Source organism: Bradyrhizobium sp. STM 3566 (assembly GCF_045571445.1).
Classification (GTDB): domain Bacteria; phylum Pseudomonadota; class Alphaproteobacteria; order Rhizobiales; family Xanthobacteraceae; genus Bradyrhizobium; species Bradyrhizobium vignae.
This window is the reverse complement of record NZ_CP120692.1, coordinates 1,891,473-1,913,516: the sequence shown is the minus strand read 5'-3', so window position 1 is coordinate 1,913,516 and position 22,044 is coordinate 1,891,473. Positions and strand designations below refer to the sequence as shown.

19 protein-coding genes are annotated in these 22,044 nt (G+C 64.6%); 12 read left to right on the top strand and 7 right to left on the bottom strand.

The window, feature by feature from the left end; translation table 11 throughout:
• The first annotated feature begins 33 nt into the window (after positions 1-33).
• Together P6U27_RS09095 and P6U27_RS09090 are read left to right on the top strand one after the other, a co-directional pair.
• The gene (locus P6U27_RS09095; protein WP_122401879.1) at positions 34-1,227 is read left to right on the top strand and encodes an efflux RND transporter periplasmic adaptor subunit; all 1,194 of its coding nucleotides are present in this window, start codon (positions 34-36) and stop codon (positions 1,225-1,227) included.
• Between the two features lie 12 nt (positions 1,228-1,239).
• Positions 1,240-4,389: an efflux RND transporter permease subunit gene (locus P6U27_RS09090; RefSeq protein WP_407193886.1), complete on the top strand. Its 3,150-nt coding sequence runs from the start codon at positions 1,240-1,242 to the stop codon at positions 4,387-4,389.
• Between the two features lie 227 nt (positions 4,390-4,616).
• Here the strand turns inward: P6U27_RS09090 and P6U27_RS09085 are convergent, their stop codons facing one another.
• A complete protein-coding gene (locus P6U27_RS09085) occupies positions 4,617-6,872 on the bottom strand; it encodes a cation:proton antiporter (RefSeq protein WP_122401877.1) in 2,256 nt (751 codons plus the stop codon).
• A gap of 431 nt (positions 6,873-7,303) precedes the next feature.
• Entirely contained in the window at positions 7,304-8,476 is a 1,173-nt protein-coding gene (locus tag P6U27_RS09080) for an MFS transporter (protein WP_407193885.1), read from the bottom strand.
• Positions 8,477-8,539: 63 nt separating this feature from the next.
• Between P6U27_RS09080 and P6U27_RS09075 the strand changes: the two genes are divergently transcribed.
• From P6U27_RS09075 to P6U27_RS09065, 3 genes are all read left to right on the top strand, one after another.
• Positions 8,540-9,340: an AraC family transcriptional regulator gene (locus P6U27_RS09075; protein ID WP_407193884.1), complete on the top strand. Its 801-nt coding sequence runs from the start codon at positions 8,540-8,542 to the stop codon at positions 9,338-9,340.
• Positions 9,341-9,672: 332 nt separating this feature from the next.
• Positions 9,673-11,025: a malonyl-CoA decarboxylase gene (locus P6U27_RS09070; RefSeq protein ID WP_122401874.1), complete on the top strand. Its 1,353-nt coding sequence runs from the start codon at positions 9,673-9,675 to the stop codon at positions 11,023-11,025.
• 176 nt (positions 11,026-11,201) lie between these two features.
• Positions 11,202-12,341, top strand: coding sequence for a DUF418 domain-containing protein (locus P6U27_RS09065; protein ID WP_209295723.1), 1,140 nt, complete (start codon positions 11,202-11,204; stop codon positions 12,339-12,341).
• Between the two features lie 147 nt (positions 12,342-12,488).
• Here the strand turns inward: P6U27_RS09065 and tarD are convergent, their stop codons facing one another.
• From tarD to P6U27_RS09040, 5 genes are all read right to left on the bottom strand, one after another.
• The gene (gene tarD, locus P6U27_RS09060; protein WP_407193883.1) at positions 12,489-13,658 is read right to left on the bottom strand and encodes a D(-)-tartrate dehydratase; all 1,170 of its coding nucleotides are present in this window, start codon (positions 13,656-13,658) and stop codon (positions 12,489-12,491) included.
• 171 nt (positions 13,659-13,829) lie between these two features.
• Entirely contained in the window at positions 13,830-14,072 is a 243-nt protein-coding gene (locus P6U27_RS09055) for a DUF3297 family protein (protein ID WP_035730878.1), read from the bottom strand.
• 11 nt (positions 14,073-14,083) lie between these two features.
• Complete coding sequence (locus P6U27_RS09050) at positions 14,084-14,560, bottom strand: glutathione peroxidase (protein WP_122401871.1); 477 nt, start codon at positions 14,558-14,560, stop codon at positions 14,084-14,086.
• 2 nt (positions 14,561-14,562) lie between these two features.
• Positions 14,563-15,963: an amidase family protein gene (locus P6U27_RS09045; RefSeq protein WP_407193882.1), complete on the bottom strand. Its 1,401-nt coding sequence runs from the start codon at positions 15,961-15,963 to the stop codon at positions 14,563-14,565.
• A 212-nt stretch (positions 15,964-16,175) separates the two neighbouring features.
• Positions 16,176-16,433, bottom strand: a complete 258-nt coding sequence (locus P6U27_RS09040; protein ID WP_122401869.1) for a DUF6894 family protein — start codon at positions 16,431-16,433, stop codon at positions 16,176-16,178.
• A 262-nt stretch (positions 16,434-16,695) separates the two neighbouring features.
• Between P6U27_RS09040 and pqqA the strand changes: the two genes are divergently transcribed.
• The 7 genes from pqqA (at position 16,696) to P6U27_RS09005 (ending at position 21,891) form a co-directional block, all read left to right on the top strand.
• Positions 16,696-16,776 (top strand): pyrroloquinoline quinone precursor peptide PqqA, encoded by an 81-nt coding sequence (gene pqqA, locus P6U27_RS09035; protein WP_007595659.1) that lies wholly within the window; start codon positions 16,696-16,698, stop codon positions 16,774-16,776.
• 132 nt (positions 16,777-16,908) lie between these two features.
• Positions 16,909-17,838 carry a pyrroloquinoline quinone biosynthesis protein PqqB gene (gene pqqB, locus P6U27_RS09030; protein ID WP_209295726.1) on the top strand — a complete coding sequence of 310 codons (930 nt, stop codon included), beginning with the start codon at positions 16,909-16,911 and terminating at the stop codon, positions 17,836-17,838.
• 20 nt (positions 17,839-17,858) lie between these two features.
• Positions 17,859-18,614: a pyrroloquinoline-quinone synthase PqqC gene (gene pqqC, locus P6U27_RS09025; protein ID WP_407194429.1), complete on the top strand. Its 756-nt coding sequence runs from the start codon at positions 17,859-17,861 to the stop codon at positions 18,612-18,614.
• Between the two features lie 12 nt (positions 18,615-18,626).
• A complete protein-coding gene (gene pqqD / locus P6U27_RS09020; RefSeq protein WP_129144088.1) occupies positions 18,627-18,938 on the top strand; it encodes a pyrroloquinoline quinone biosynthesis peptide chaperone PqqD in 312 nt (103 codons plus the stop codon).
• On the top strand, positions 18,935-20,128 hold the full coding sequence (pqqE, locus tag P6U27_RS09015; RefSeq protein ID WP_209295728.1) for a pyrroloquinoline quinone biosynthesis protein PqqE: 1,194 nt from the start codon (positions 18,935-18,937) through the stop codon (positions 20,126-20,128). The genes pqqD and pqqE overlap by 4 nt, the downstream gene beginning before the upstream one ends.
• Positions 20,118-21,104 (top strand): prolyl aminopeptidase, encoded by a 987-nt coding sequence (gene pip, locus P6U27_RS09010; RefSeq protein ID WP_122401864.1) that lies wholly within the window; start codon positions 20,118-20,120, stop codon positions 21,102-21,104. Before pqqE ends, pip begins: the two co-directional genes overlap by 11 nt.
• A 109-nt stretch (positions 21,105-21,213) precedes the next feature.
• Complete coding sequence (locus P6U27_RS09005) at positions 21,214-21,891, top strand: DUF4286 family protein (RefSeq protein ID WP_209295729.1); 678 nt, start codon at positions 21,214-21,216, stop codon at positions 21,889-21,891.
• Positions 21,892-22,044: the final 153 nt, after the last annotated feature.

Below are 22,044 nucleotides of genomic sequence, written 5' to 3'. Positions count from 1 at the left end.
CGCACCGACAGACAGCAACCCGGGAGCCACCGAATGACGCGCGCGAATCTCGCATCTCCCGCACGAACTAGGCAAGCGCGGAAACATGTCGGGCGGGCCTTGGCAACGGCAACCGCGGTCATCGCGCTCGCCGGCTGCGAGGACAAGAACACCTTCGTGGCGCCACCGCCGCCCAAGGTGGACGTCGCGACGCCGGTGCAGCGCGCAGTGACGCGCTACGTCGAGGCGACCGGCAACACCGCGCCGATCAAGAGCGTCGATCTGGTCGCGCGCGTGCAGGGCTTCCTGCAATCGATCGACTACCAGGACGGCACCTTCGTCAAGCAGGGCACCCAGCTGTTCACAATCGAGCCGGAGACCTACAAGCTCAAGCTCGAGCAGGCACAGGCAGCCGAGGCCGGCGCGCAGGCCACGCTGAAGCAGGCAGAGGCCGATTTCAAGCGGCAGACCGAGTTGGTGCAGCGCCAGGCGGTCTCGCAGTCCACCCTCGACACCTCGACCTCGAACCGCGAAAACGCGCAGGCCAGTCTCCAACAGGCGCAGGTCAATACCAGGCTCGCCGAGGTCAATTACGGCTACACCAAGGTGACGGCGCCGTTCGACGGCATCGTCAGCGCGCACCTGGTCTCGATCGGCGAGCTCGTCGGCGTCTCCTCCCCGACCCAGCTCGCGACCATCGTCGCGCTGGACCCGATCTGGGTGAACTTCACCGTCAACGAGCAGGACGTCCTTCGCATCCGCGCCGAAGCGGCCCGCCGCGGGCTGACGGTCGCCGATCTCAGACAGTTGCCGGTCCAGGTGGGCCTCCAGACCGAGACCGGATACCCGCATGAAGGCCACCTCGACTACGTCTCGCCGACCCTCAATACATCGACTGGCACGCTCGCCGTGCGCGGCGTCATACCCAACGACAAGCGGGTGCTGCTGCCCGGCTATTTCGTGCGCGTCCGCGTACCCTTCACCCAGGAGAAGGAAGCCCTGCTCGTTCCCGACACCGCGCTCGGCAGCGACCAGGGCGGCCGCTATCTCCTCGTCGTCAACAACGACAATGTCGTCGAGCAGCGCAAGGTGCAGATCGGGCCGACCGACAACGGCCTGCGCGTGATTGAAAGCGGCCTCAAGCCGGACGACCGCGTCGTGATCGCGGGACTGCTGCGGGTGATCCCGGGGCAGAAGATCGACCCGCAGGTGACGAAGATCGACCAGTCCCAGGCGTCCACCAAGTAGGAGCCGCCAGCCATGATCTCAAAATTCTTCATCGAGCGGCCGGTCCTCTCCAACGTCATCGCACTCCTGATGATCCTGATCGGCGGCGTCGCGCTGTTCAACCTTGCGATCGCGCAATACCCCGACGTGGTGCCGCCGACGGTGCAGGTCACCACGCGTTATCCCGGCGCCAGCGCCAAGACCGTGATCGACACCGTGGCGCTGCCGATCGAGCAGCAGGTCAACGGCGTCGAGGACATGCTGTACATGCAGTCCTACAGCGGCTCGGACGGCACCTACACGCTGACCGTGACCTTCAAGATCGGCACCGACCTCAACTTCGCACAGGTGCTGGTGCAGAACCGTGTCTCCAGTGCGCTGGCGCAGCTCCCGCAGGCGGTGCAGAACCAGGGCGTCACCGTCCAGAAGAAATCGACCGCTATCCTGCTGTTCGTGACGCTGACCTCGCCCGAGGCGAAGTATGACAGCCTCTATTTGAGCAACTACGCCACCATCAACATCCGCGACGAGCTCTCCCGCCTGCCCGGCGTCGGCAACGTCACGGTGTTCGGCGCCGGCCAGTATTCGATGCGGGTGTGGCTCGACCCGAGCAAACTGCAGGCCCGGGGCCTGGTACCGCAGGACGTCATCAACGCGATCCAGCAGCAGAGCCAGCAGGTCTCCGCCGGCCAGGTCGGCGCACCGCCGACGCCGCCGGGCCAGGCGTTCCAGTACACGCTCAACGTCAACGGACGGCTCGACGACACCACCCAGTTCGAGAACATCATCGTCAAGACAGGGACCAGCGGCGACGTCACGCGGGTGCGCGACGTCGGCTGGGTCGAGCTTGGCGCACAGACCTACAGCCAGATCTTCTCGCTCAACAAGCAGCCCGCCACCGGCATCGGCGTGTTCCAGTCGCCCGGCGCCAACGCGCTCCAGGTCGAGCAGGCCGTCGAGAAGAAGATGGCCGAGCTCGCCAAGCGCTTCCCCGAAGGCATCAAATACGACACGCCGTTCGACACCACCAAGTTCGTGCAAGCCTCGGTGCACGAGGTCTACATGACGCTGATCGAGGCCGGCCTTCTGGTGCTGGTGGTGATCCTCGTGTTCCTGCAGGACTGGCGCGCGATGCTGGTGCCCGCGACGACCGTGCCCGTCACCATCATCGGCGCCTTCGCCGCGATGGCGGCGCTCGGCTTCACCATCAACATGTCGACGCTGTTCGCGATCGTGCTCGCGATCGGCATCGTGGTCGACGACGCCATCGTGGTGGTGGAAGGCGCGGCGCACAACATCGAGCAGGGCATGAACGGCCACGACGCAGCGATCAGGGCGATGGACCAGCTGTTCGCGCCGATCGTCGGCATCACCCTGGTGCTGATCTCGGTGTTCCTGCCGGCCTCGTTCCTTGCCGGCCTCACCGGGCGCATCTACTCGCAATTCGCGCTGGTGATCGCGGCGACCGCGCTGCTCTCCGCGATCAACGCGGCGACCTTGAAGCCGACGCAGTGTGCGCTATGGCTGCGGCCGGCGGTGCCGCCGGAGCAGCGCAATTTCTTCTATCGAGGCTTCAACGCCGTCTATGACCGCGTCGAGCGCGGCTACACCAGGCTGATCACGTTCCTGGTGAAGAACGCCACCATCTCGGTCGCGTTCGCGCTGCTGGTCATCGGAGCCGGCGGCTACGGCCTGTCGCGGGTGCCGACGGGCTTCCTGCCGATCGAGGACCAGGGCTATCTGATCGCCGCGATCCAGCTGCCCGACGGCGCAGCGTTGGAGCGGACCCAGAACGTGCTCGACAGGGCCAGCGAGATCATCAAGGATACGCCCGGCGTCCAGCAGGTCATCACCATCGCCGGCATCTCCGCGCTCGACAACAGCGCCAGCCTCGCCAATGCCGGCGTCGCCTACATCATCCTGAAGGATTGGGACGCGCGCAAAGGACCCGGCGAGGATTTGCGCTCGCTGGTCTTCGGGCTGAACGACAAGCTCGCAACCATCATGGAGGCGCGCACTATTGTGCTGCCGCCGCCGCCGATCCAGGGCATCGGCAACGCCGCCGGTTTCTCGATGCAGGTCGAGCTGCGCGACGGCAACAGCGATTTCGCCAAGCTGCAGGCCATCACCGGTGCGATGGTCAGCAACGCGCAGAGCCAGAGCGCGCTGCAGCGCGTGCAGACCTCGTTCCGCTCGTCGGTGCCGCAGTTCAACGTCGAGATCGACCGCATCAAGACCCAGACGCTGCACGTCACGACGGACCAGGTGTTCTCGGCGCTATCGACCTATCTCGGCTCGTCCTACGTCAACCAGTTCAACAAGTTCGGCCGCGTCTTCCAGGTCTACACCCAGGCCGATCCGGCCTTCCGCGTCACCGAGCGCGACATCGCCAACATGCAGGTGCGCAACTCCAACGGCGACATGATCCCGATCGGCACCGTCGCCAAGATCACGCCGGCCACCGGTCCGTCGCTGATCAGCCTCTACAACCTCTATCCGTCCTCGACGGTGATCGGCCTGCCGGCGCAGGGCTATTCATCGGGCCAATCGCTGAAGTTGATGGAGGAGATCGCGGACAAGACGCTGCCGCCCGGCACCGGCTATGAGTGGACCGCGATGTCATATCAGGAGAAGGCGGTCTCGAACCAGATCTACTGGGTGTTCGGCCTCGCCATGCTGCTGGTCTATCTCGTGCTCGCCGGCCAGTATGAGAGCTGGTACGCGCCGATCTCGGTGATCCTCGCGGTGCCGCTGTCGCTGCTCGGGCCGATGCTGATCCTCTCCGGGCTCAAGATCGACAACAACCTCTATTGCCAGATCGGATTGATCCTGCTCATCGCGCTGTCGGCCAAGAACGCCATCCTGATCGTCGAGGTCGGCCTCGAGCTGCACGGCCGCGACGGCAAGCCGATCCTGGAGTCCGCGATCGAAGCCGCGCGTGCCCGTTTCCGCCCGATCCTGATGACCTCCTTCGCCTTCATCCTCGGCGTCGTGCCGCTGGTGCTCGCGACCGGCGCCGGCGCCAGCGCGCGCAAGTCGATCGGCATCACCGTGTTCTCGGGCATGCTGGCCTCGACCTGCCTTGCGGTACTGTTCGTGCCGGCCTTCTTCGTGGTGGTGCAGCGGTTTGAGAACTGGCGCGCTTCGAAGAAGGCGCCGAAGGCGGTGGCGGTGAAGACTTAAGGCGCCGAGGCATCCACATCGTCATTGCGAGCGCAGCGAAGCAATCCAGAATCTTTCCACGGTGACAGTCTGGATTTGCTTCGCTGCGCTCGCAATGACGGAGGAGAGGGATCGGCGCTAAGGGGAGTGTCTCAATGAGGAGACAGCCCTCTCCCCAACCCTCTCCCGCAAGCGCAAGAGGGAGCGCACCTCCTGCGCAGGTGCAGCCGGACTGAACTCGATGTAGCCTAAGCCTTCTCCGGCGGCGCCTGCCGCGCCTCGCCGCTCGACACCAGCAGCACCGAGACCTTCGATTGCCTGAGCACCGCGTCGGCGACGCCGCCGAAGGAAAGGTGATCGGCCTGGATGCGGTCGACACCCATGACGACGAGGTCGACGTCGGTGGTATCGATCTCGCGCAGGATCGCGGCCTCCGGCGCCCGGTTCAGCCGCAGCGTGGTGGTGATGTCGACGTCGTATCGGGCCGCGAGATCGCTGGTGTCCTTGAGGATGCCCATCTCCTGGCTCAGCCCGCGCGAAGTGCCGCGCTGTGCGCCCTTGTCGCGCGTCGTCGTCACATAGATCACCCGGAGCGAGCCTGAGCCCGCCAGCGCCACCGCGATCTCCGCACCGCGCTTGGAAACGGCGCTGCCGGAAACGGGAACGAGGATGTTGAGCGCATCGGGCATTGGCTGCTTCAGATGCTTGCCTTTGGCGGCCACGATGGCGAGCGGTCCGTCGAACGTTGCGGCGATATCCTCGATCTTGCGATCGAAACGGTCCTTGGCGGCGGCCACCTTGGCGACGCCGACGACCAGGAGGTCGAAGCCCTTGCGCGCTTCGTCGGCAATCGTCTCGCCGAGCTCCGCGCGCCCGGTGCGGGTGACGACGTCGATGCTGCCGGCATTGCCATCGCCGTTGGCGGAGACGGTTTCGGCGGCCTTCTTGACCACGGCTTCGTGACTCTCATGGCGGCCCTTCTCCTGCTCCTCGGCGTGCTTGCCGATATGCAGCACCGTGATCGGCAGGCCGCGCATGCCGGCGATCAGGCCGGCGACGTGGGCGGCGAAGGTAGCGTTGGGGCTCTCGTCCACCGCCAGCAGGGGACGCTCGAGATTGGCGATGAAGCCGCGCTTCTCGAATTCTTCCCGCTCGAGCCGCTCCTTCTCCTCCTCGTTCATCGGCAGCCTGGCCAGCGCCGCGCGCAGCATCGGCGGCATCGCCATCGTCGTCACGATTGCCATGGTCACGATCATCGTGAACAGGTTCTGACTGAGCACGCCGATGGAGAGGCCGATGGTTGCGATGATCACCTCGGTCGAGCCGCGCGCATTCATGCCGCTGGCGAGCGCCAGCGACTCCCTGGCATTCAGCCCTCCCAAGGTGCCGCCAACGAAGGCACCGCCGAACTTGCCGACGCTGGCGATCACGACCAGGAGGCCGGTGAGCATCAGGAGGCTGGGATCGCGCAGCACCGAGAGGTCGGCGCTGAGCCCCGCCAGGCCGAAGAACACCGGCATGAAGAAGCTCGAGATCAGGCCGCGCAGGCGCTCGTCGATCTGCCGCGTCAGGATCGGGGACTCGCCGACGAGAATGCCGGCGACGAAGGCCCCGAGCACGGTGTGGACGCCGATCAGGTGCGTGATCAGCGCCATGACGCCCATCAGCACCAGGATCACCGTGATGACAGGCGCGGCGCTGACCAGGTTGTCGTTGGCCCAGCGGATCAGCTGGAACACCAGGCGGCGGCCGATCGTGAAGCTGATGGCGAGGAAGGCGAGCGTCCCCAGCACGGCTTTGGCCACCGAGGCGATGTCGAGCGTGCCGTGCGAGGCCAGGCTGAAGATGACGGCGATGATGATCCAGCCGATGGTGTCATCGATGACGGCGGTCGCGACGATGATCTGCCCGACATTGCGGCGCATGAAATTCATCTCGCGCACCACCACGGCGACGATCTTCACGGAGGAGATCGACAGCGCCGTGCCCATGAACAACGACGCCACCAGGCGCTCCTGCGGATTGGGCAGCAGTGCATCCGGCAGGAACTCGCCGAGTGCGAAGCCGCAGGCGAAGGGCACCAGGATGCCGGCAATCGAGATCGCGATCGCGGCCTTGCCGACCTTCCGGACCAGCTTGAGATCGGTCTCCATGCCGGTCAGCAAGAGCAGCAGCAGAATGCCCACTTGCGCGATGCCGTCGATCATCGCCTTCTGCTCGGGCGTCTTGGGGAAGATCGCGGCTTGCGCCTCCGGCCAGATCCAGCCGAACAGCGACGGCCCCAGGATGATGCCGGCGAGCAGTTCGCCCATCACCGAGGGCTGGCCGATCCGCTGCATGATCTCGCCGAGGCCGCGGCCGAGCGCCATCAGCAGCGCGATCTGCAGGATCAGGAGCGACTCGGAGGGTCCGGCCGATTTGCCGCGTTCGGCGGCGACTGCAATGGTGGTGAGGATAAGCGCCGCGGGGACAAGGCCGACCGTTCGGAGCAGGCGCCATGGCATGCAGGTATCTTTCCCCCTTGATCTATCCCGGGCGTCGGGGCCACAGGGGATAGAACCCGCGGAAGGCAGAGCGGGTTCCGCCGCACCGGCGGGTTCAGGGGGCGAAAACAAAAAGTGCGAAAACAACCCCATGCACAGTAGAGATGGGGTTGAAAAACCTCACGAAATTTCGGACTTGCCGAAACGACTTGCTCCGTCGGGCAAAACACTGGCAGAATGGGATAATGGGCAGGCAGCGGGGGAAGTACCGCCGCAGGTCCCGCCGCCCGCCACATTCCCCGTCATTGCGGGCGCAGCGCTGCGTCTCTTCGACGGTGCGCTGCTGAGGCGGGGCCCATGCCGCCGAGACACTCGCCTGTAATTTTTTTCTGGGTCCCGGCTCTGCGCAGCAACGCCAACGCGTTGCAGCTTGTCCGGGACACGAGAGCCTCTCACGCCGGCTGCGGCGTCCTGATCTCGCGCGGCAGAATCAGCGCGGCGGCGATCGCGAGCAGGCAGAGGGCGGCGAAGGCGTGCAGCATGGTGACGAAGCCGCCCTGCTCGTAGAGCCAGGCGACCAGGCCGACGGAGGCGCCGGCCGCGGTGAAGCCGACGAAATAGCGCACGGCATAGGCGCGCGAGCGCCACTCCTCGGTGGTGTACTTGCCGACCATGGCATCGTTCACTGTGACCTGGCCGAACGCGCCCATGACGATGCCGATCGAGACCACGATCAGCGGCAGATTGTTCAGGCTCGCGGCCAGATACAGGAACGGCGCCAGCATGAAGGACAGCGGCAGCGCCACCGTCTTCAGCGAGTAGCGGTCGAGCAGCCGGCCGATCGTATATTGCGTCATCGCGCCGAACACGTAGACGCAGGCGGCGATGACCCCGAGCAGCGCCGGGCTTTTGGTGAGATCAGCGAGCCGCTCGGCGAACAGCTTTGGCAGCGCGACTGTGACGGCGTTGAAGGTCGTGGAGATCGCGATCACCACGATCAGCAGCGACAGCACCACGCGCCACATGTCCTGTTTTGCCACCCGCGCCTGGGCCGCCGCCTGCTTCGAGGCCTTGCGGTCCTCATGCACGACGCTCATCGCTAAGCCGATGCCGATCAGGATCGTGACCACGCCGGGAACGATGAACGCAAAGCGCCAGCCGAGATACTGGCCGATCACGCCGGTGACCAGGGCCGACGAGGCGACGCCGAGATTGCCCCAGACGCCGTTGATGCCCATCTCGCGACCGAGCCGGTCGGCATAGGACACGATCATGGCAGTGCCGACGGGATGATAGATCGAGGCGAAGATGCCGATGGCGAGCAGCGCGGCGCCGAGCTGCACGGGAGTCTGCACGAAGCCGACCGCGATCATGGAGGCGCCGATGCCGATGAAGAAGATCAGCATCATGTGACGGCGGCTCCAGCGATCCCCGAGCCAGCCGGTGAGCAGCGAGCCCGCCCCGAAGGCAACGAAGCCCGGCGTCGCGTAAGGCAGGAGTTCCGAATAGGCCATGCCGAGCGCCGGGCCCATGATGATGACGGCGGCGGCGAAGATCAGCATCGAATAATGGTCGATGAAATGGCCTGCATTGACGAAACTGATGACCCGGCTGGGGCTGTTCATTTCCCGAATCCTCTCCTGCTCCGAAAATGAGGTATATGTCTTGCGAATGACGGGATGCTGCCAATGACTGTCTTGGAAACGCCAATCCTCCGCGAGGTCCGGAGCAACCACCGCTCGCCCGCGGGCGTGCACCTGGTCGCCCGCGATTATCCCAAGGGGATGCGGATCGAGCCGCACCTGCACCGCGAGGCGCAGCTGATCTATGCGACCAGGGGCACCATGCAGGTGACGACGCCCGGGGGACGCTGGCTGGTGCCGCCGGACCGGGCGGTCTGGGTGCCGGCCGGGCTCGAGCACGCCATCGACCTGCTCGCCGACATCGAGATGCGCACGCTGTATTTCGACCTGTCCTGGCTGAAGCGCCAGCAGCGCTATGACGGCCTGACCAGGGAATTCGTGGTGCGGGTGTCACCGCTGCTCAATCAGGCGATCCTCGCGTTGTTCGATGCAGGCAACAGCGAGGAGCGCACCGAACTGCTGGTGCGCCTGGTGATGCTGGAATTGCACCAGGCCGAGGATTCCACGACGTTCGTACCGCTGCCGCGCGAAGTGCGCTGCCGCCGCGCCGCGATGATCGTGCTCGACGATCCCACCGGCCTGCACGACATCGACACCTTGGCGCGCGCGGTCGGAACCTCCGTGCGGACGCTGTCACGGCTGTTCTCGACCGAGACGCAGCTCAGCTTCAAGAGCTGGTGCCAGCGCGCGCGGATTGCGGCTGCGATCCAGCGGCTGTCGACGGATGCAAATGTCTCGGTGAAACAGCTCGCCACGCAGCTTGGCTATGCGAGCGTGCCGGCGTTCTCGGCGGCGTTCCGCCAGGTGACGGGGCGGACGCCGACGGAGTTTGCGGGGAAGGGGTAGCCCCAATCTCGTCATTGCGAGCGCCTTGCGTAACTCTCTCCCCCGTCATTGCGAGGAGCTCGCGACAAAATTGCGCAGCAATTTTGCCCGGATGCGACGACGCAATCCGGAATCCCTCCTCGGAGGCAGTCTGGATTTGCTTCGCTGCGCTTGCAATGACGGCGGGTGAGGTGGCCGCCACGTTCTCCAAATCCCGCTGGTCTGAACATGCCGTCATTCGCCAAATGCACACTCCAACTAAAGATGCCGCATCCCCCTCCTTGATTGTGATCGGCTTCTGCCCAAATCCCATGTAAGCTTCCGCAACGCACAAACCTGAATCGAAAGCCCAGATGGCCAACGCCTTCTTCTCCGACCTGCTCGCCACCATCTCCGAGCGCGGCCGCACGCTGCTTCGCCGCGGCGACGCCTCGGACACCAAACGAGATGCCGATGGACTGCTCGAGCTTTGCGGCGCGCTGCTGTCCGGCCGGGGCGAAGCCTCCGGCACCGCCATGGCGCGCGAGGTGCTCGATCTCTATCAGGAGCTGGATGCGGCGGGACGCCGCGCCTTTTTCGAAGGATTGGTGCGCTTTTTCGGCCCCGACCGGGAACGACTTTCCAAGGCGATCGAACAATGGCGCGCCAAGCCGAGCGACGAGGATGCCAGTGCCCTGCACTTCGCCTCCGAGCCGCGGCGGCAGGAACTGATCCGCCGCCTCAACCGCGCGCCGGGTGGCACCGGCGATCTCGTCAAGATGCGCGCCGATCTGCTCGGCATGATGAACGGGCACACCGATCTCGCCGCGCTCGACCGCGACGTCTCGCACCTTCTCTCTTCGTGGTTCAACAGGGGGTTTCTCGTGCTGCGCAGGATCGACTGGTCGACCCCGGCCAACATCCTCGAAAAGATCATCCGTTACGAAGCCGTGCATGAGATCTCCGACTGGGACGATCTGCGCCGCCGTATCGACCCGGTCGACCGCCGCTGCTACGCCTTCTTCCATCCCGCAATGGTGGACGAGCCCCTGATCTTCGTCGAGGTGGCGCTGACAGAGACGATCCCGGGCGCGATCGCGCCGCTGCTCGCGGTCGACCGCCAGCACCTTCCCATCGAGAAGGCGCGCACCGCCGTGTTCTATTCGATCTCCAACACCCAGCGCGGCCTGGGCGGCATCTCCTTCGGCAGCTTCCTGATCAAGCAGGTGGTGGAGGAGCTGCGCCGCGAATTGCCGAAGCTCGACACCTTCGTGACGCTGTCGCCGGTGCCCGGCTTCATGGCCTGGGTGAAGCAGGACAAGGAGCTGCCGCTGGCGGACGAGGACCGCGAGGCGCTGAAGCGTCTCGATGATCCCAAATGGTTCGAAAGCCCCGAGACGGCAGCACTGCTTCGCGGCGTGCTGGAGCCGCTCGCCGCCTACTATTTCCTGAGGGCGCGCACGCCGAAGGGCCGGCTGATCGATTCCGTCGCCCGCTTCCATCTCGGCAACGGTGCCCGGCTCGAGCGCATCAACTGGATGGGCGACCTCTCGCCCAAGGGCGTGCGGGAGTCCGCCGGCGTGATGGTCAACTACCTCTACCGCCTCGACGACATCGAGAAGAACCACGAGGCCTATGCGAACGACGGCGAGGTGGTGGCGTCCAGTGCGGTGAAGAAGCTGCTGAAGGGCGAGGGACGAAGGCTGCTGGACATGCGGCTGTCGTAAAGAGGCCGCGTCACAGCGTCGTTGCGAGCACAGCGAAGCAATCCAGACTGCCTTCGCGGACAGACTCTGGATTGCTTCGCTTCGCTCGCAATGACAAAGAACGTGGCGGCACCTCGCCTGCACCGAGCCTGGCCGGGCGCAGCTGCGGCAGCAAGGCCGAATTAGCCGAGAATTGCATGACGCCATATAGCCCGGCAGCTCCGACACCGTCCGTAGAGCGGATCGATGCCATCGACGTGCTCAGGGGCATCGCCCTGTTCGGCGTCATGGCGATCAATCTCGTGATGGAATTTCGCGTTTCGATCTTCGAGCAGTTTCTCGGCCCCAAGACACTCGCTTCGCCCATCGACCAGACCATCGAAACGATCCTGACACAGGCTATCGAGCTCAAGGCATTCGCGCTGTTTTCGCTGCTGTTCGGCGCAGGTCTTGCCATTCAATTCGACCGGCTCGCCGCCAGCAAACGTCGCACCGTTTTGCTCCTGCGCCGGCTTGCCGTGCTGCTGATGTTCGGCATTATCCACCTTTGCCTGATCTGGAATGGCGATATCCTCGCCGAATATGCGCTAGCCGGATTCATCGTGCTACCATTGCTGTTTGGCCCGCGCTGGCTGCTCGCTTTCGCCGCAGTGACATCTCTGGGGCTGTATCTGGCGATGCAGGCTTTTCCGCCGGCTGGATTGTTTCCCAGCCGGACTATGATCTGGCGCGATGCCATGGACGCCAATCGCATCTATGCGACGGGCGGCTTTCTCGATGTGCTGGCGTTTCGGCTGCGCGAAATTCCCCTGATCGCTTCGCTCCACGCATTCGTCTTTCTGCGTACGATCGGGCTATTTCTTCTGGGAATACTGGCCTGGCGGAGCGGCATCGTGCAAAACACCCGCGCCCTGTTCGTCATCGGGCTTCCCGCGCTCGCTCTCGGCGCGGGCCTGCTTTATCGCGGCATCGAGCCGCTCGGCGCCACCCTGTTGGCGCTGGGCTATGGCGCCGCCATCCTCGGCATCGCCCATTTCGATCGCGGCAAGAAGCTGCTCGGCTGGGCCGCGCCGCTGGGACGGATGGCCTTCACCAACTACATAGCGGAGTCCCTCATCTTCGGTTGGATCTTTTACGGCTACGGCCTCGGCCTGTTCGGCCGGCTTGGCGTCGCCGAGGCTCTCGCCATCGGCATTGCCGTCTACGCCGCACAGGCGCTGTTCAGCGTCTGGTGGCTGCGTCGCTATCGCTACGGCCCGCTCGAATGGCTGTGGCGGTCGTTGATGTATGGGGCGCGACAGCCGATGGCGGCGGTGGAGGCGGGGAAAGAGCGATGAAGCCGCCGCAGGCGGAGACATACGAGAACGTCACGGCTCTTTCCGCCGGCATTGCGAGCGCAGCGAAGCAATCCAGACTTGCCTCCGCGGTGAGATTCTGGATTGCTTCGCTTCGCTCGCAATGACGTGTGTGTCGCCACAGTCGGGCTACTCCGCCAGCTCCTTCATTTCCTTGTAGAGATCGGACTTGCCTTCGAAGCCGATGCCTGCAAGCTCGGGCATGGTGATGTGGCCGTTCTCGACGCGGACGCCGTCCGGGAAGCCGCCGTAGGGCTGAAACAGGTCGGGGTAGCTTTCGTTGCCGCCTAAGCCGAGGCCGGCGGCGATGTTGAGTGACATCTGGTGGCCGCCGTGCGGTATGCAGCGGCTGGGGGACCAGCCGTAGGTCTTCAGCACCTCGAGCGTGCGCTGGTATTCGCACAGGCCGTAGGACAGCGCGCAGTCGAATTGCAGCCAGTCGCGATCGGGGCGCATGCCGCCGTAGCGGATCAGGTTGCGGGCGTCCTGGTGGCTGAACAAGTTTTCGCCTGTCGCCATGGGAGCCGGATAGAATTCGGCGAGCGCCGCCTGCAGCGCGTAGTCGAGGGGATCGCCGGCCTCCTCGTACCAGAACAGGGGATAGTCGCGCAGCATTTTTGCGTAGGCGATTCCCGTTTCCAGATCGAAGCGGCCGTTGGCGTCGACGGCGAGTTGCGCGTCGTTGCCGATCTCCTTCAGCACCGCCTCGATACGCGTACGATCCTCGTCGATCGGCGCGCCGCCGATCTTCATCTTGACGACGTTGTAGCCGCGATCGAGATAGCCGCGCATCTCGCCGCGCAGCATCGAAAGATCCTTGCCGGGATAATAGTAGCCGCCGGCGGCGTAGACGAAGACGCGCGGATTGGCGGTGACGCCGTGGCGTTCGGCGAGCAGGCGGAACAGCGGCTTGCCGGCGATCTTCGCCGTCGCATCCCACACCGCCATGTCGATGGTGCCGACCGCGACCGAGCGCTCGCCATGACCGCCGGGCTTCTCGTTGGTCATCATCGCGCCCCAGACCTTGTCGGGGTCGAGATTGTCGCCGGCGCTATTGAGCAGCGACTTCGGATCGGCCTCGAGAATGCGCGAGGCAAAGCGCTCGCGGATCAGGCCACCCTGCCCGTAGCGGCCGTTGGAGTTGAAGCCGTAGCCGACGACGCGCTTGCCGTCACGAACGACGTCGGTGACGACGGCAACTAAGCTCGTCGTCATCTTGGTGAAGTCGATATAGGCGTTGCGGATCGGGGACGAGATCGGTTTTGTGATCTCGCGGACGTCGGTGATGCGGACGGACATGGGGTTGGCCTTTGGTGGTTGTTGTCGTCATTGCGAGCGAAGCGAAGCAATCCGGATTGTCACCGCGGAAAGATCCTGGATTGCTTGGTCGCATCCGCGCAAAATTGCTGCGCAATTTTGTCGCGAGCTCCTCGCAATGACGAGGAGAGAGCGGCGCGCGCTCAGTTCAAACTATTTCTTATCCCTGAAATACGGCTCCACCGGGCCGTGCACCTTGATGGTCAGCGGGTTGCCGTAGCGGTCCTTGGCGTTCCCTGCGGTGACGCGGACCCAGCCTTCGCTGATGCAATACTCCTCGACATTGGTCTTCTCGATGCCCTTGAAGCGGATGCCGACGTCGCGCGCCAGGATGTCCGCGTTGTAGTACGGGCTGTTCGGGTCGACCGACAGGCGGTCGGGAAATTCGTCGCTCATGCTTGTCTCGCTCACAACAGTGTTTCGATTTGCTGCCGCAATCCTTCAGGCCGTGCGGTCGGCGCGTAGCGCGCGACCACGCGGCCCTCACGGTCCACCAGGAATTTGGTGAAATTCCATTTGATGGAGGCGCCCAACAGGCCGGATTGCTGACGTTTCAGGTACTCGTACAGAGGATGCGCCTTCGGCCCGTTGACGTCGATCTTCTCGAACAGCGGGAAGGTGACGTCGTAATGGGTCGAGCAGAACTCCTGGATCTCGCTCGCCTGCCCCGGCTCCTGCGCGCCGAACTGGTTGCAGGGAAAGCCGAGCACCGAGAAACCGCGCGGGGAGAGGTCGCGATAGAGATCCTCGAGACCGCGATATTGCGGCGTGAAGCCGCATTTGCTCGCGGTGTTGACGATCAAGAGCACCTGCCCCTCGAACCGGCGCATCTGCACCTCCTCGCCGGCAAGCGAGTTGGCCTTGAAGTCGTAGATGGTGCTCATCGCTAGCCCACGGGATCGATCGGCGACGGCGGCACGCCGCCGGCCTCGATCGCTTCACCTGCCAGCAGACAGAGATCCTCGCGATAGCGGCCGGAAACGATGTGCACACCGACCGGGGCCTTGCCGACGAGTCCGGTGGAGACGACGAGGCCCGGCAAGCCCATGAAGGGAATGGCGATCTGCGGCAGCTGCGCTTCCCAGACGCGCTTGAAGGATTCGTCGTCCTTGCGGTCGAGATGATCCGGGAACGGCAACTCGCCTGAGACCGGCGTCAGCAGCACCGAGTATCTTTCGAAGAACAGCATCCATTCGCGCGTCAGCGTGGCTCTTCGGGTCAGCGCCTTGGCGTAATTGGCCTGGTCCATCGGCGTGACCCTTGTGCGGTTGCCGCGCAGACAGGCCAGCGCGCCGGGATCGCCCTCGCGCTCGGCCATTTCCAGCTGCGCCTCATAACCGTCGCCGAGCCAGAGTTTTATTTGCCACTCGACCGCCTCGCGCATTGGCGGCGTGTCCGCGATGATGTCGACGGTCCAGCCGGCGCGTTCGAGGCGCTTGCCGGCATCGCTCACCGCCGCCTTCACCTCCGGCGTGGTGGCAAGGCCGCCCGGATTGAGGCAGAGCGCGGCGCGCTTTTCCCGTGTCGGGCCGTGCAGCGGCACCGGCACGAACCAGGGGTCGCGGACGTCACGGGCCGACATTGCTTCGAGCGAGATGCGCAAATCGTTGACCGTGCGCGCCAGCGGGCCTGACACCGCCATGATCTGCGGCCCGATCGGGCGCTCCGGCAGTGCCGGGTTGAAGGCGGGGATGCGGCCGAGCGTCGGGCGCAATCCGTGCACACCGCAGGCATAGGCGGGATAGCGGATCGAGCCGGCGATGTCGGTGCCATGGGCGATGTGGCCGATGCCGGCCGCGACCGCCGAGCCGGCGCCGCCGGAGGAGCCGCCCGGGGTCAGCGAAGCGTCGCGGGGGTTCTTGGTGTCGCCATGGATCAGATTGGTGGTGAACCAGCGGTAGGAGAAGGCCGGACAATTGGTGCGGCCGAGCAGGACGGCGCCGGCTTTGCGGAAATTGGCGACCACCGGATTGTCCTCGCGCGCGATCAGGTCGCGCTGGAGCTTCAGGCCGTTGGTGGTGGCAAAGCCTTCCTGGTCGACATTGGCCTTGATGGTGACGGGCACGCCGGCGAGCACACCGGGGTCCTCGCCCCGCGCGATGGCCGCATCGACGGCATCGGACTGCTTGAGCACGTCCTCCGGCCGGTGGTCGATCACGGCATTGAGCTGGGGATTGACGGCATCGAGCCGCGCGAGGCCAGCCCGCGCGGCCTCCCTGGCAGAGACTTTCTTGGACTTGACGAGGGTCGCGAGGTCGGCGGCCGACAGGCGCCAGAGGTCTTGCATGGTTTGCTCCGTATGATCGGCGTCTTTTAGCGCCGGCAACGCGGCAAAGCCATGCGGATTTCGCGGGGGTGAAGGGCAGGTTTGGCGCTGGCTGGTGCCTCATTCTGGATTTGCTTCGCGAAGCCTGTCATCGGGCCGCGCTTCGCGCGGTCCCGTTGGCTCGCAATCACGGTGGAGAGAGCGGCGGGCCCCTTACCCGACCGCGCGTCCGGCTAATGCTTCGTCGCCGACTGGTCCGGCATATCCAGCAGGGCCTCGGTGAAGGGAAACTCCAGCACGATCTCGCCGTCGGTATCGGTCACCTCGATCACCGCGTCCAGCAAGGCCCGTTGGGTGCCTTCCGACTTCACGACCTCAAGGATCATCTGGCGCGCGACCTCCCAGGCGCGATCGGGGTTACGCAGGTCCTCGCCGTCGGGATCCACGATCAATTCGTCGCCGATACGGGTGTTGAAGAAATATCTGGGCATGCCTGATCCAATGGGGTCGCCTGGAGCCGAACAGAAGCCGTTGCATACTCACAACTCGTTTATCCCGACAGGGATCACGACCTATCGGCGATTTTGCGGACGGCATTCGTTCATCTTTACGGCCGCAATGCGCTCACTTTGCAGTGCAACAATTCCGCTGGCTACTACCTAGGTCGGGAAAATTTCACTGGCGAACTTTTCCGCCAGCATTAGTTTAACGGGCGGGCGGATACGTCCCGAATTCGCAAGATGGAGAGCCGAAATGGCCTGGAAAGCCCCGAAGATCGTCGAAGTGCCCTGCGGCATGGAAATCAACATGTATGTGAGCGCCACCCGCAAGTAAGCGGTTGGTGAGATCGCGTTCTGCGCAGGTGGATCTTTCGGCCCGACTTCTTCCGGTCACGATGATGTCCGGAAGACAGCTTTTGTGTCGGCCTGAGATCCACCTCGCGAATTTGTCTCCAGGAGACGGATCATGCTTCGCGTCGTCGTCCTGGGCGCCGGGGCCGGCGGCGGAGTTCCGCAATGGAATTGCGGCTGCGAGGGTTGCCGAGCGGCCCGCAGCGACGGCCACGAGCTTCAAAGGACCCAAGCCTCGGTCGCCTTCAGCGGTGACGGCGAGCACTGGTTCCTGATCAACGCCTCTCCCGACCTGCGGCAGCAATTGAATGCCACGCCGCAGCTGCACCCCAAGGCGGGCGCACTGCGTCACACGCCGATTGCGGGCGTGATTTTGACCAACGGCGAAGTCGATGCCGTAGCCGGCCTGCTGTCGATGCGCGAGGGCTCGCCCTTTACGGTGTATGCGCACGAGAAGGTGCTGGCGATCCTTGCCAGCAACAGCATCTTCAATGTGCTGAATGAGAAGAACGTGCGGCGCCAGCCGATCGGTGTCAGTGAGCCGTTCGAGCCCCGGCTGCCGGATGGGGCGCGCTCCGGCCTGGAGGTGCTACCCTTCGCAGTGCCGGGCAAGTCGGCCTGGTATCTCGAAGGCAAGGTGCATCCGGGCGGCGGGAGCGGCGACGGCGACACTCTGGGCCTGAAGATCACCGACAAGGCCACGGGCAAGTTCTTCTACTTCATTGCGGCCTGCGCCGAGGTGACCGACGCGCTGAAGGCCGAGATCGACGGCGCGGCGCTGGTGTTCTTCGACGGCACGGTCTGGCGCGACGACGAGATGATCAGGGCCGGCCTCGGCCACAAGACCGGCAAGAGCATGGGACATGTCGCCATGTCCGGCGACGACGGCGCCATCGCACGGCTGGCCGACCTCAATATCGACAGGAAGCTGTTTCTGCATATCAATAACTCGAATCCGGCGCTGTTGCCCGGCTCGCCCGAGCGCAAGATCACTGAGGAGGCGGGCTGGCAGATACCCGCGGATGGAACGGAGATCGTGCTGTGAATGCCGCATCATCGACTGGAATGACCGCGCTCTCGATCGGCAAGGACATCAAGCTCAACTCTGCCGAGGAGCTCGAGGCGACGCTGCGCCATATCGGGGCGACGCGCTATCACAGCCTGCATCCGTTCCACAAGCTCTTGCATGGCGGCAAGCTCAACAAGGGCCAGGTGCAGGCCTGGGCGCTCAACCGCTACTATTACCAGAGCACCATCCCGATGAAGGACGCGGTGGTGATCTCGCGCTTCCGCGACCGCGCCACGCGCGTGGAATGGCGCCACCGCATCGAAGACCATGACGGCGATGTCGGCAGCGAGGGTGGAATCGAACGCTGGCTCAAGCTGACCGAAGGGCTTGGCCTCGACACCGCCTACGTCGAATCCACCGAAGGCATTTTGCCGGCGACGCGGTTCGCGGTCGAAGCCTACGTCCACTACTGCCGCGAAAAAAGCCCGCTGGAGGCGATCGCCTCCTCGCTCACCGAGCTGTTCGCGCCGAACCTGCATGAAGAGCGCATCTCCGGCATGCTGGAGCATTACGACTTCGTCAATCCTGATATCATGAGCTATTTCAAGCGCCGCCTGACCCAGGCACCGCGCGATGCCAATTTCGCGCTTCATTATGTCAAGACGCACGCCACGACGCCGGAGCAGCGCGCGCAGGTCTGCAACGCGTTGATCTTCAAGACCAACGTGCTGTGGGTGCAGCTCGATGCGCTCCAGCATGCCTATGTCGAGGGCCACATTCCGCCGGGCGCCTTCGTGCCCAAAGCGAGCTGAAGAGGAGGATCGATGGCTGGGCCGCGGAACATCAGCGTCAGCGAGGCAAGCCGCCCCGTGCTGCCGCGGCATGCCAAGCTGAAGTTCGACGAGACCCGCAAGGTCTGGGTGATCCTGGCGCCGGAACGGGTGCTGGCGCCGGACGAGATCGCGGTCGAGGTGCTGCAGCTCTGCAACGGCGAGCGCAGCGTCGGCGACGTCGCAGATCAGTTGGCCGCGAAATATGCCGCGCCGCGCGAGGCGATCCTCACCGATGTCATCGCCATGCTGCAGGATCTCGCCGACAAGGGCTTTCTCACCGAAGCCCGGGAGAAGACGTCATGAGCGATGTGCTGGGCAACACCCCGCCAGAGACCAGCGACAGCCTCGCGGTGCTGGAGAAGCAGCGCTCGACGGCGGAGACTTTTGGCATCCCGCTCGCGGTGTTGCTCGAGATCACCCATCGCTGCCCGCTGCAATGCCCCTATTGCTCCAACCCGGTCGAGCTCGACCGCTCCGGCAAGGAGCTGACCACCGAGGAATGGAAGAAGGTGTTGAGCGAGCTCGCCGAGATTGGCGTGCTGCAGGTGCATTTCTCCGGCGGCGAGCCGACGGCGCGCAAGGACCTGGTCGAGCTGGTCAAGCATGCGAGCGACGCCGGCCTCTACACCAATCTGATCACCTCGGCCGTGCTGCTGACGCGCGAACGCCTGAGCGATCTGGCGGATGCCGGGCTCTGCCATGTGCAGATCTCGTTCCAGGGTGTCGAGGAAGGCCTCGCCGATCGCGTCGCCGGTTACAAGAACGCTCATCGCAAGAAGCTCGAAGTGGCGAAATGGACGCGCGAGCTCGATCTGCCGCTCACCGTGAACGCGGTGATGCACCGGCAGAACCTGCACCATCTCCCTGATATCATCCAGATGGCCCTCGATCTCGACGCCGACCGGCTCGAGGTCGCCAACGTGCAATATTACGGCTGGGCGCTGAAGAACCGCGCTGCCTTGATGCCGACTGTGGCGCAGCTGGACGAATGCACCCGCCTGGTCGAGGAGGCGCGCGAGCGGCTGAAGGGCCGGCTGACCATCGACTATGTCGTGCCCGATTATTACGCGCTACGGCCGAAGAAATGCATGGGCGGCTGGGGCCGGCAGTTCTTCAACATCTCGCCCGCCGGCAAGGTGCTGCCCTGCCACGCCGCCGAGAGCATCACCGGGCTCGAGTTCGAATCGGTGCGTTCCAACCATTCGATCGCCTGGATCTGGCAGAACTCGGAGGCCTTCAACCGCTATCGCGGCACCGGCTGGATGAAGGAGCCGTGCAAGTCTTGCGAATTCCGCGAGATCGATTTCGGCGGCTGCCGCTGCCAGGCCTTTGCGCTGACGGGCGATGCCGCCAACACCGACCCGGCCTGCGCGCTGTCGCCATTGCACGAGACCATCTTCAAACAGGCCGAGCGCGAGGCCGAGGGCGAGACCAACCGCTTCCTGTATCGCAATTTCGCCGGCGGCACTCTGGAATCCGAGAATGACGCCTGACGCCGACGCAGCCAGCTCGATCAGGCGCGCCGATCCTTTTGCGCCGCTGACCGCGGACATGCTCGACGTCGGCGACGGCCATGAGCTCTATGTCGAGAGCATCGGGCGCGCGGACGGAATCCCTGCGGTCTATCTGCATGGCGGGCCCGGCAGCGGCTGCCAGCCCGACCATCGCCGGCTGTTCGATCCCGATCGCTTCTGCGCCGTGCTGTTCGACCAGCGCGGCTGCGGCCGCAGCCGTCCCAAGGGATCGCGCGCGCACAACACCACCGCGCACCTGATCTCGGACATGGAGAAGATCCGCGAAAAGTTCGGATTCGAGCGCTGGATCGTGGTCGGCGGCTCCTGGGGTGCGACGCTGGCACTGGCTTATGCCGAAGCGCACCCCGAGCGCGTGTCGGGCATCGCGCTGCGCGCGACGTTTCTCGGCACGCGGGCCGAGGTCGAGACGGCCTTCACCTCGCGCCTGTCGCAATTCCATCCCGCGCTGTACGAGGATTTCCTCAGCGCGCTGCCTCGGGAAGAACGCGACCGGCCGGTGGAGGCCTATTGGCGCCGCATCCTCGATGCCGATCCGGCCGTGCACGGCCCGGCGGCGAAGGCCTGGCACGACACCGAGCGCACGCTCTCGGAGCACAAGCCCGCAAAGACACGGCTGGACCTGGCCTCGCTGAACGTGTGGCGGACGCTGCCGGCGACGCCGTTCATGGAGGCGCATTATTTCGTCAACGACAGCTTCATGAGCGAAAACCAGCTGCTGCGAAACGCGGGCCGGCTCGAAGGCATTCCCGGCATTATCGTGCAGGGGCGCTATGATCTGTTGTGTCCTCCCGCGACGTCCCAGGCCCTTGCGAAAGTCTGGTCCGGTTCCGAGCTTCGCATCGTGGAAGAGGCTGGACATTCGCTTTATGATGGCGGCGTGAGGGATGCCGTCATGAAGTCGATCGCCGACCTTGCTTCGAAGATTCCGCGATAAGGATCTAGCCCCTCATCCTGAGGAGCGCGCCCTTCGCGCGCGTCTCGAAGGATGAAGGCCGAGAGACGCGCTCCTCACCATGAGGGGCTAGCATGGAAGGACAAGAACAATGCCGCTCGCCGGGAAAGGCATGCTGCTGACGTCGATGAATATTGACGCCGCCGATGAGATCGATTTCAACCGTTGGTATGATCGCGAGCATCTGGAAGAGCGTGTCGCGATCGACGGATTCCTCGAAGCGCGGCGCTATGTCGCGCATGCCGGCAATCCCAAATATCTGTGCCTGTACTCGACCGCGAGGCTCGACGTGCTCGATAGTCCCGCCTACAAGGCGCGGCTCGCGAACCCGACCGACTGGTCGCGGCAGACCATGGCGCGCTTCAAGGACATGCTCCGGGTCGTCGCACGCATCACGATCAGCAAGGGCACCGGACGCGGCGCTGCGCTCGGCGTTGTACGGCTGCGGCCGACGCCCGACAATGCAGCGTCCTGGCGGGATGCACTGCAAGACAGACTGACGCCGGACGAGCGCGACGGCATCATCTCGATGCATCTGCTCGAAAGCGAGCCGGAATTGTCGGGTGCAACGGCGGAAATACCGGCGGTGCGCAACGAGGGCGCGCGCGACTGGTTCGTGCTGATCGACGGCACGCATGTTGGCGCGGTCTCCGCCGTCATCGCCGAGCGCTTCACCGGTCCGGCTGCGGCGCCCTTCCCGCTTCCGATCTCCGTCGGCACCTATTGCCTGATGTGGGACCTCGCGAAGAGCGATATCGCACGCAGCTGAACCCGCATCCCCATCGCAGCATGTTGCACCGCACGCACATTGCGTGCGGCCATTGATGCTGTGCGCGCTTGGCTCCCATGAAAGAGCGGAAGCGCGCAAATTTGCCGTTGTACTTCGGAGTGGTTCTAATAAGCTAACCTAATGACGTCATTC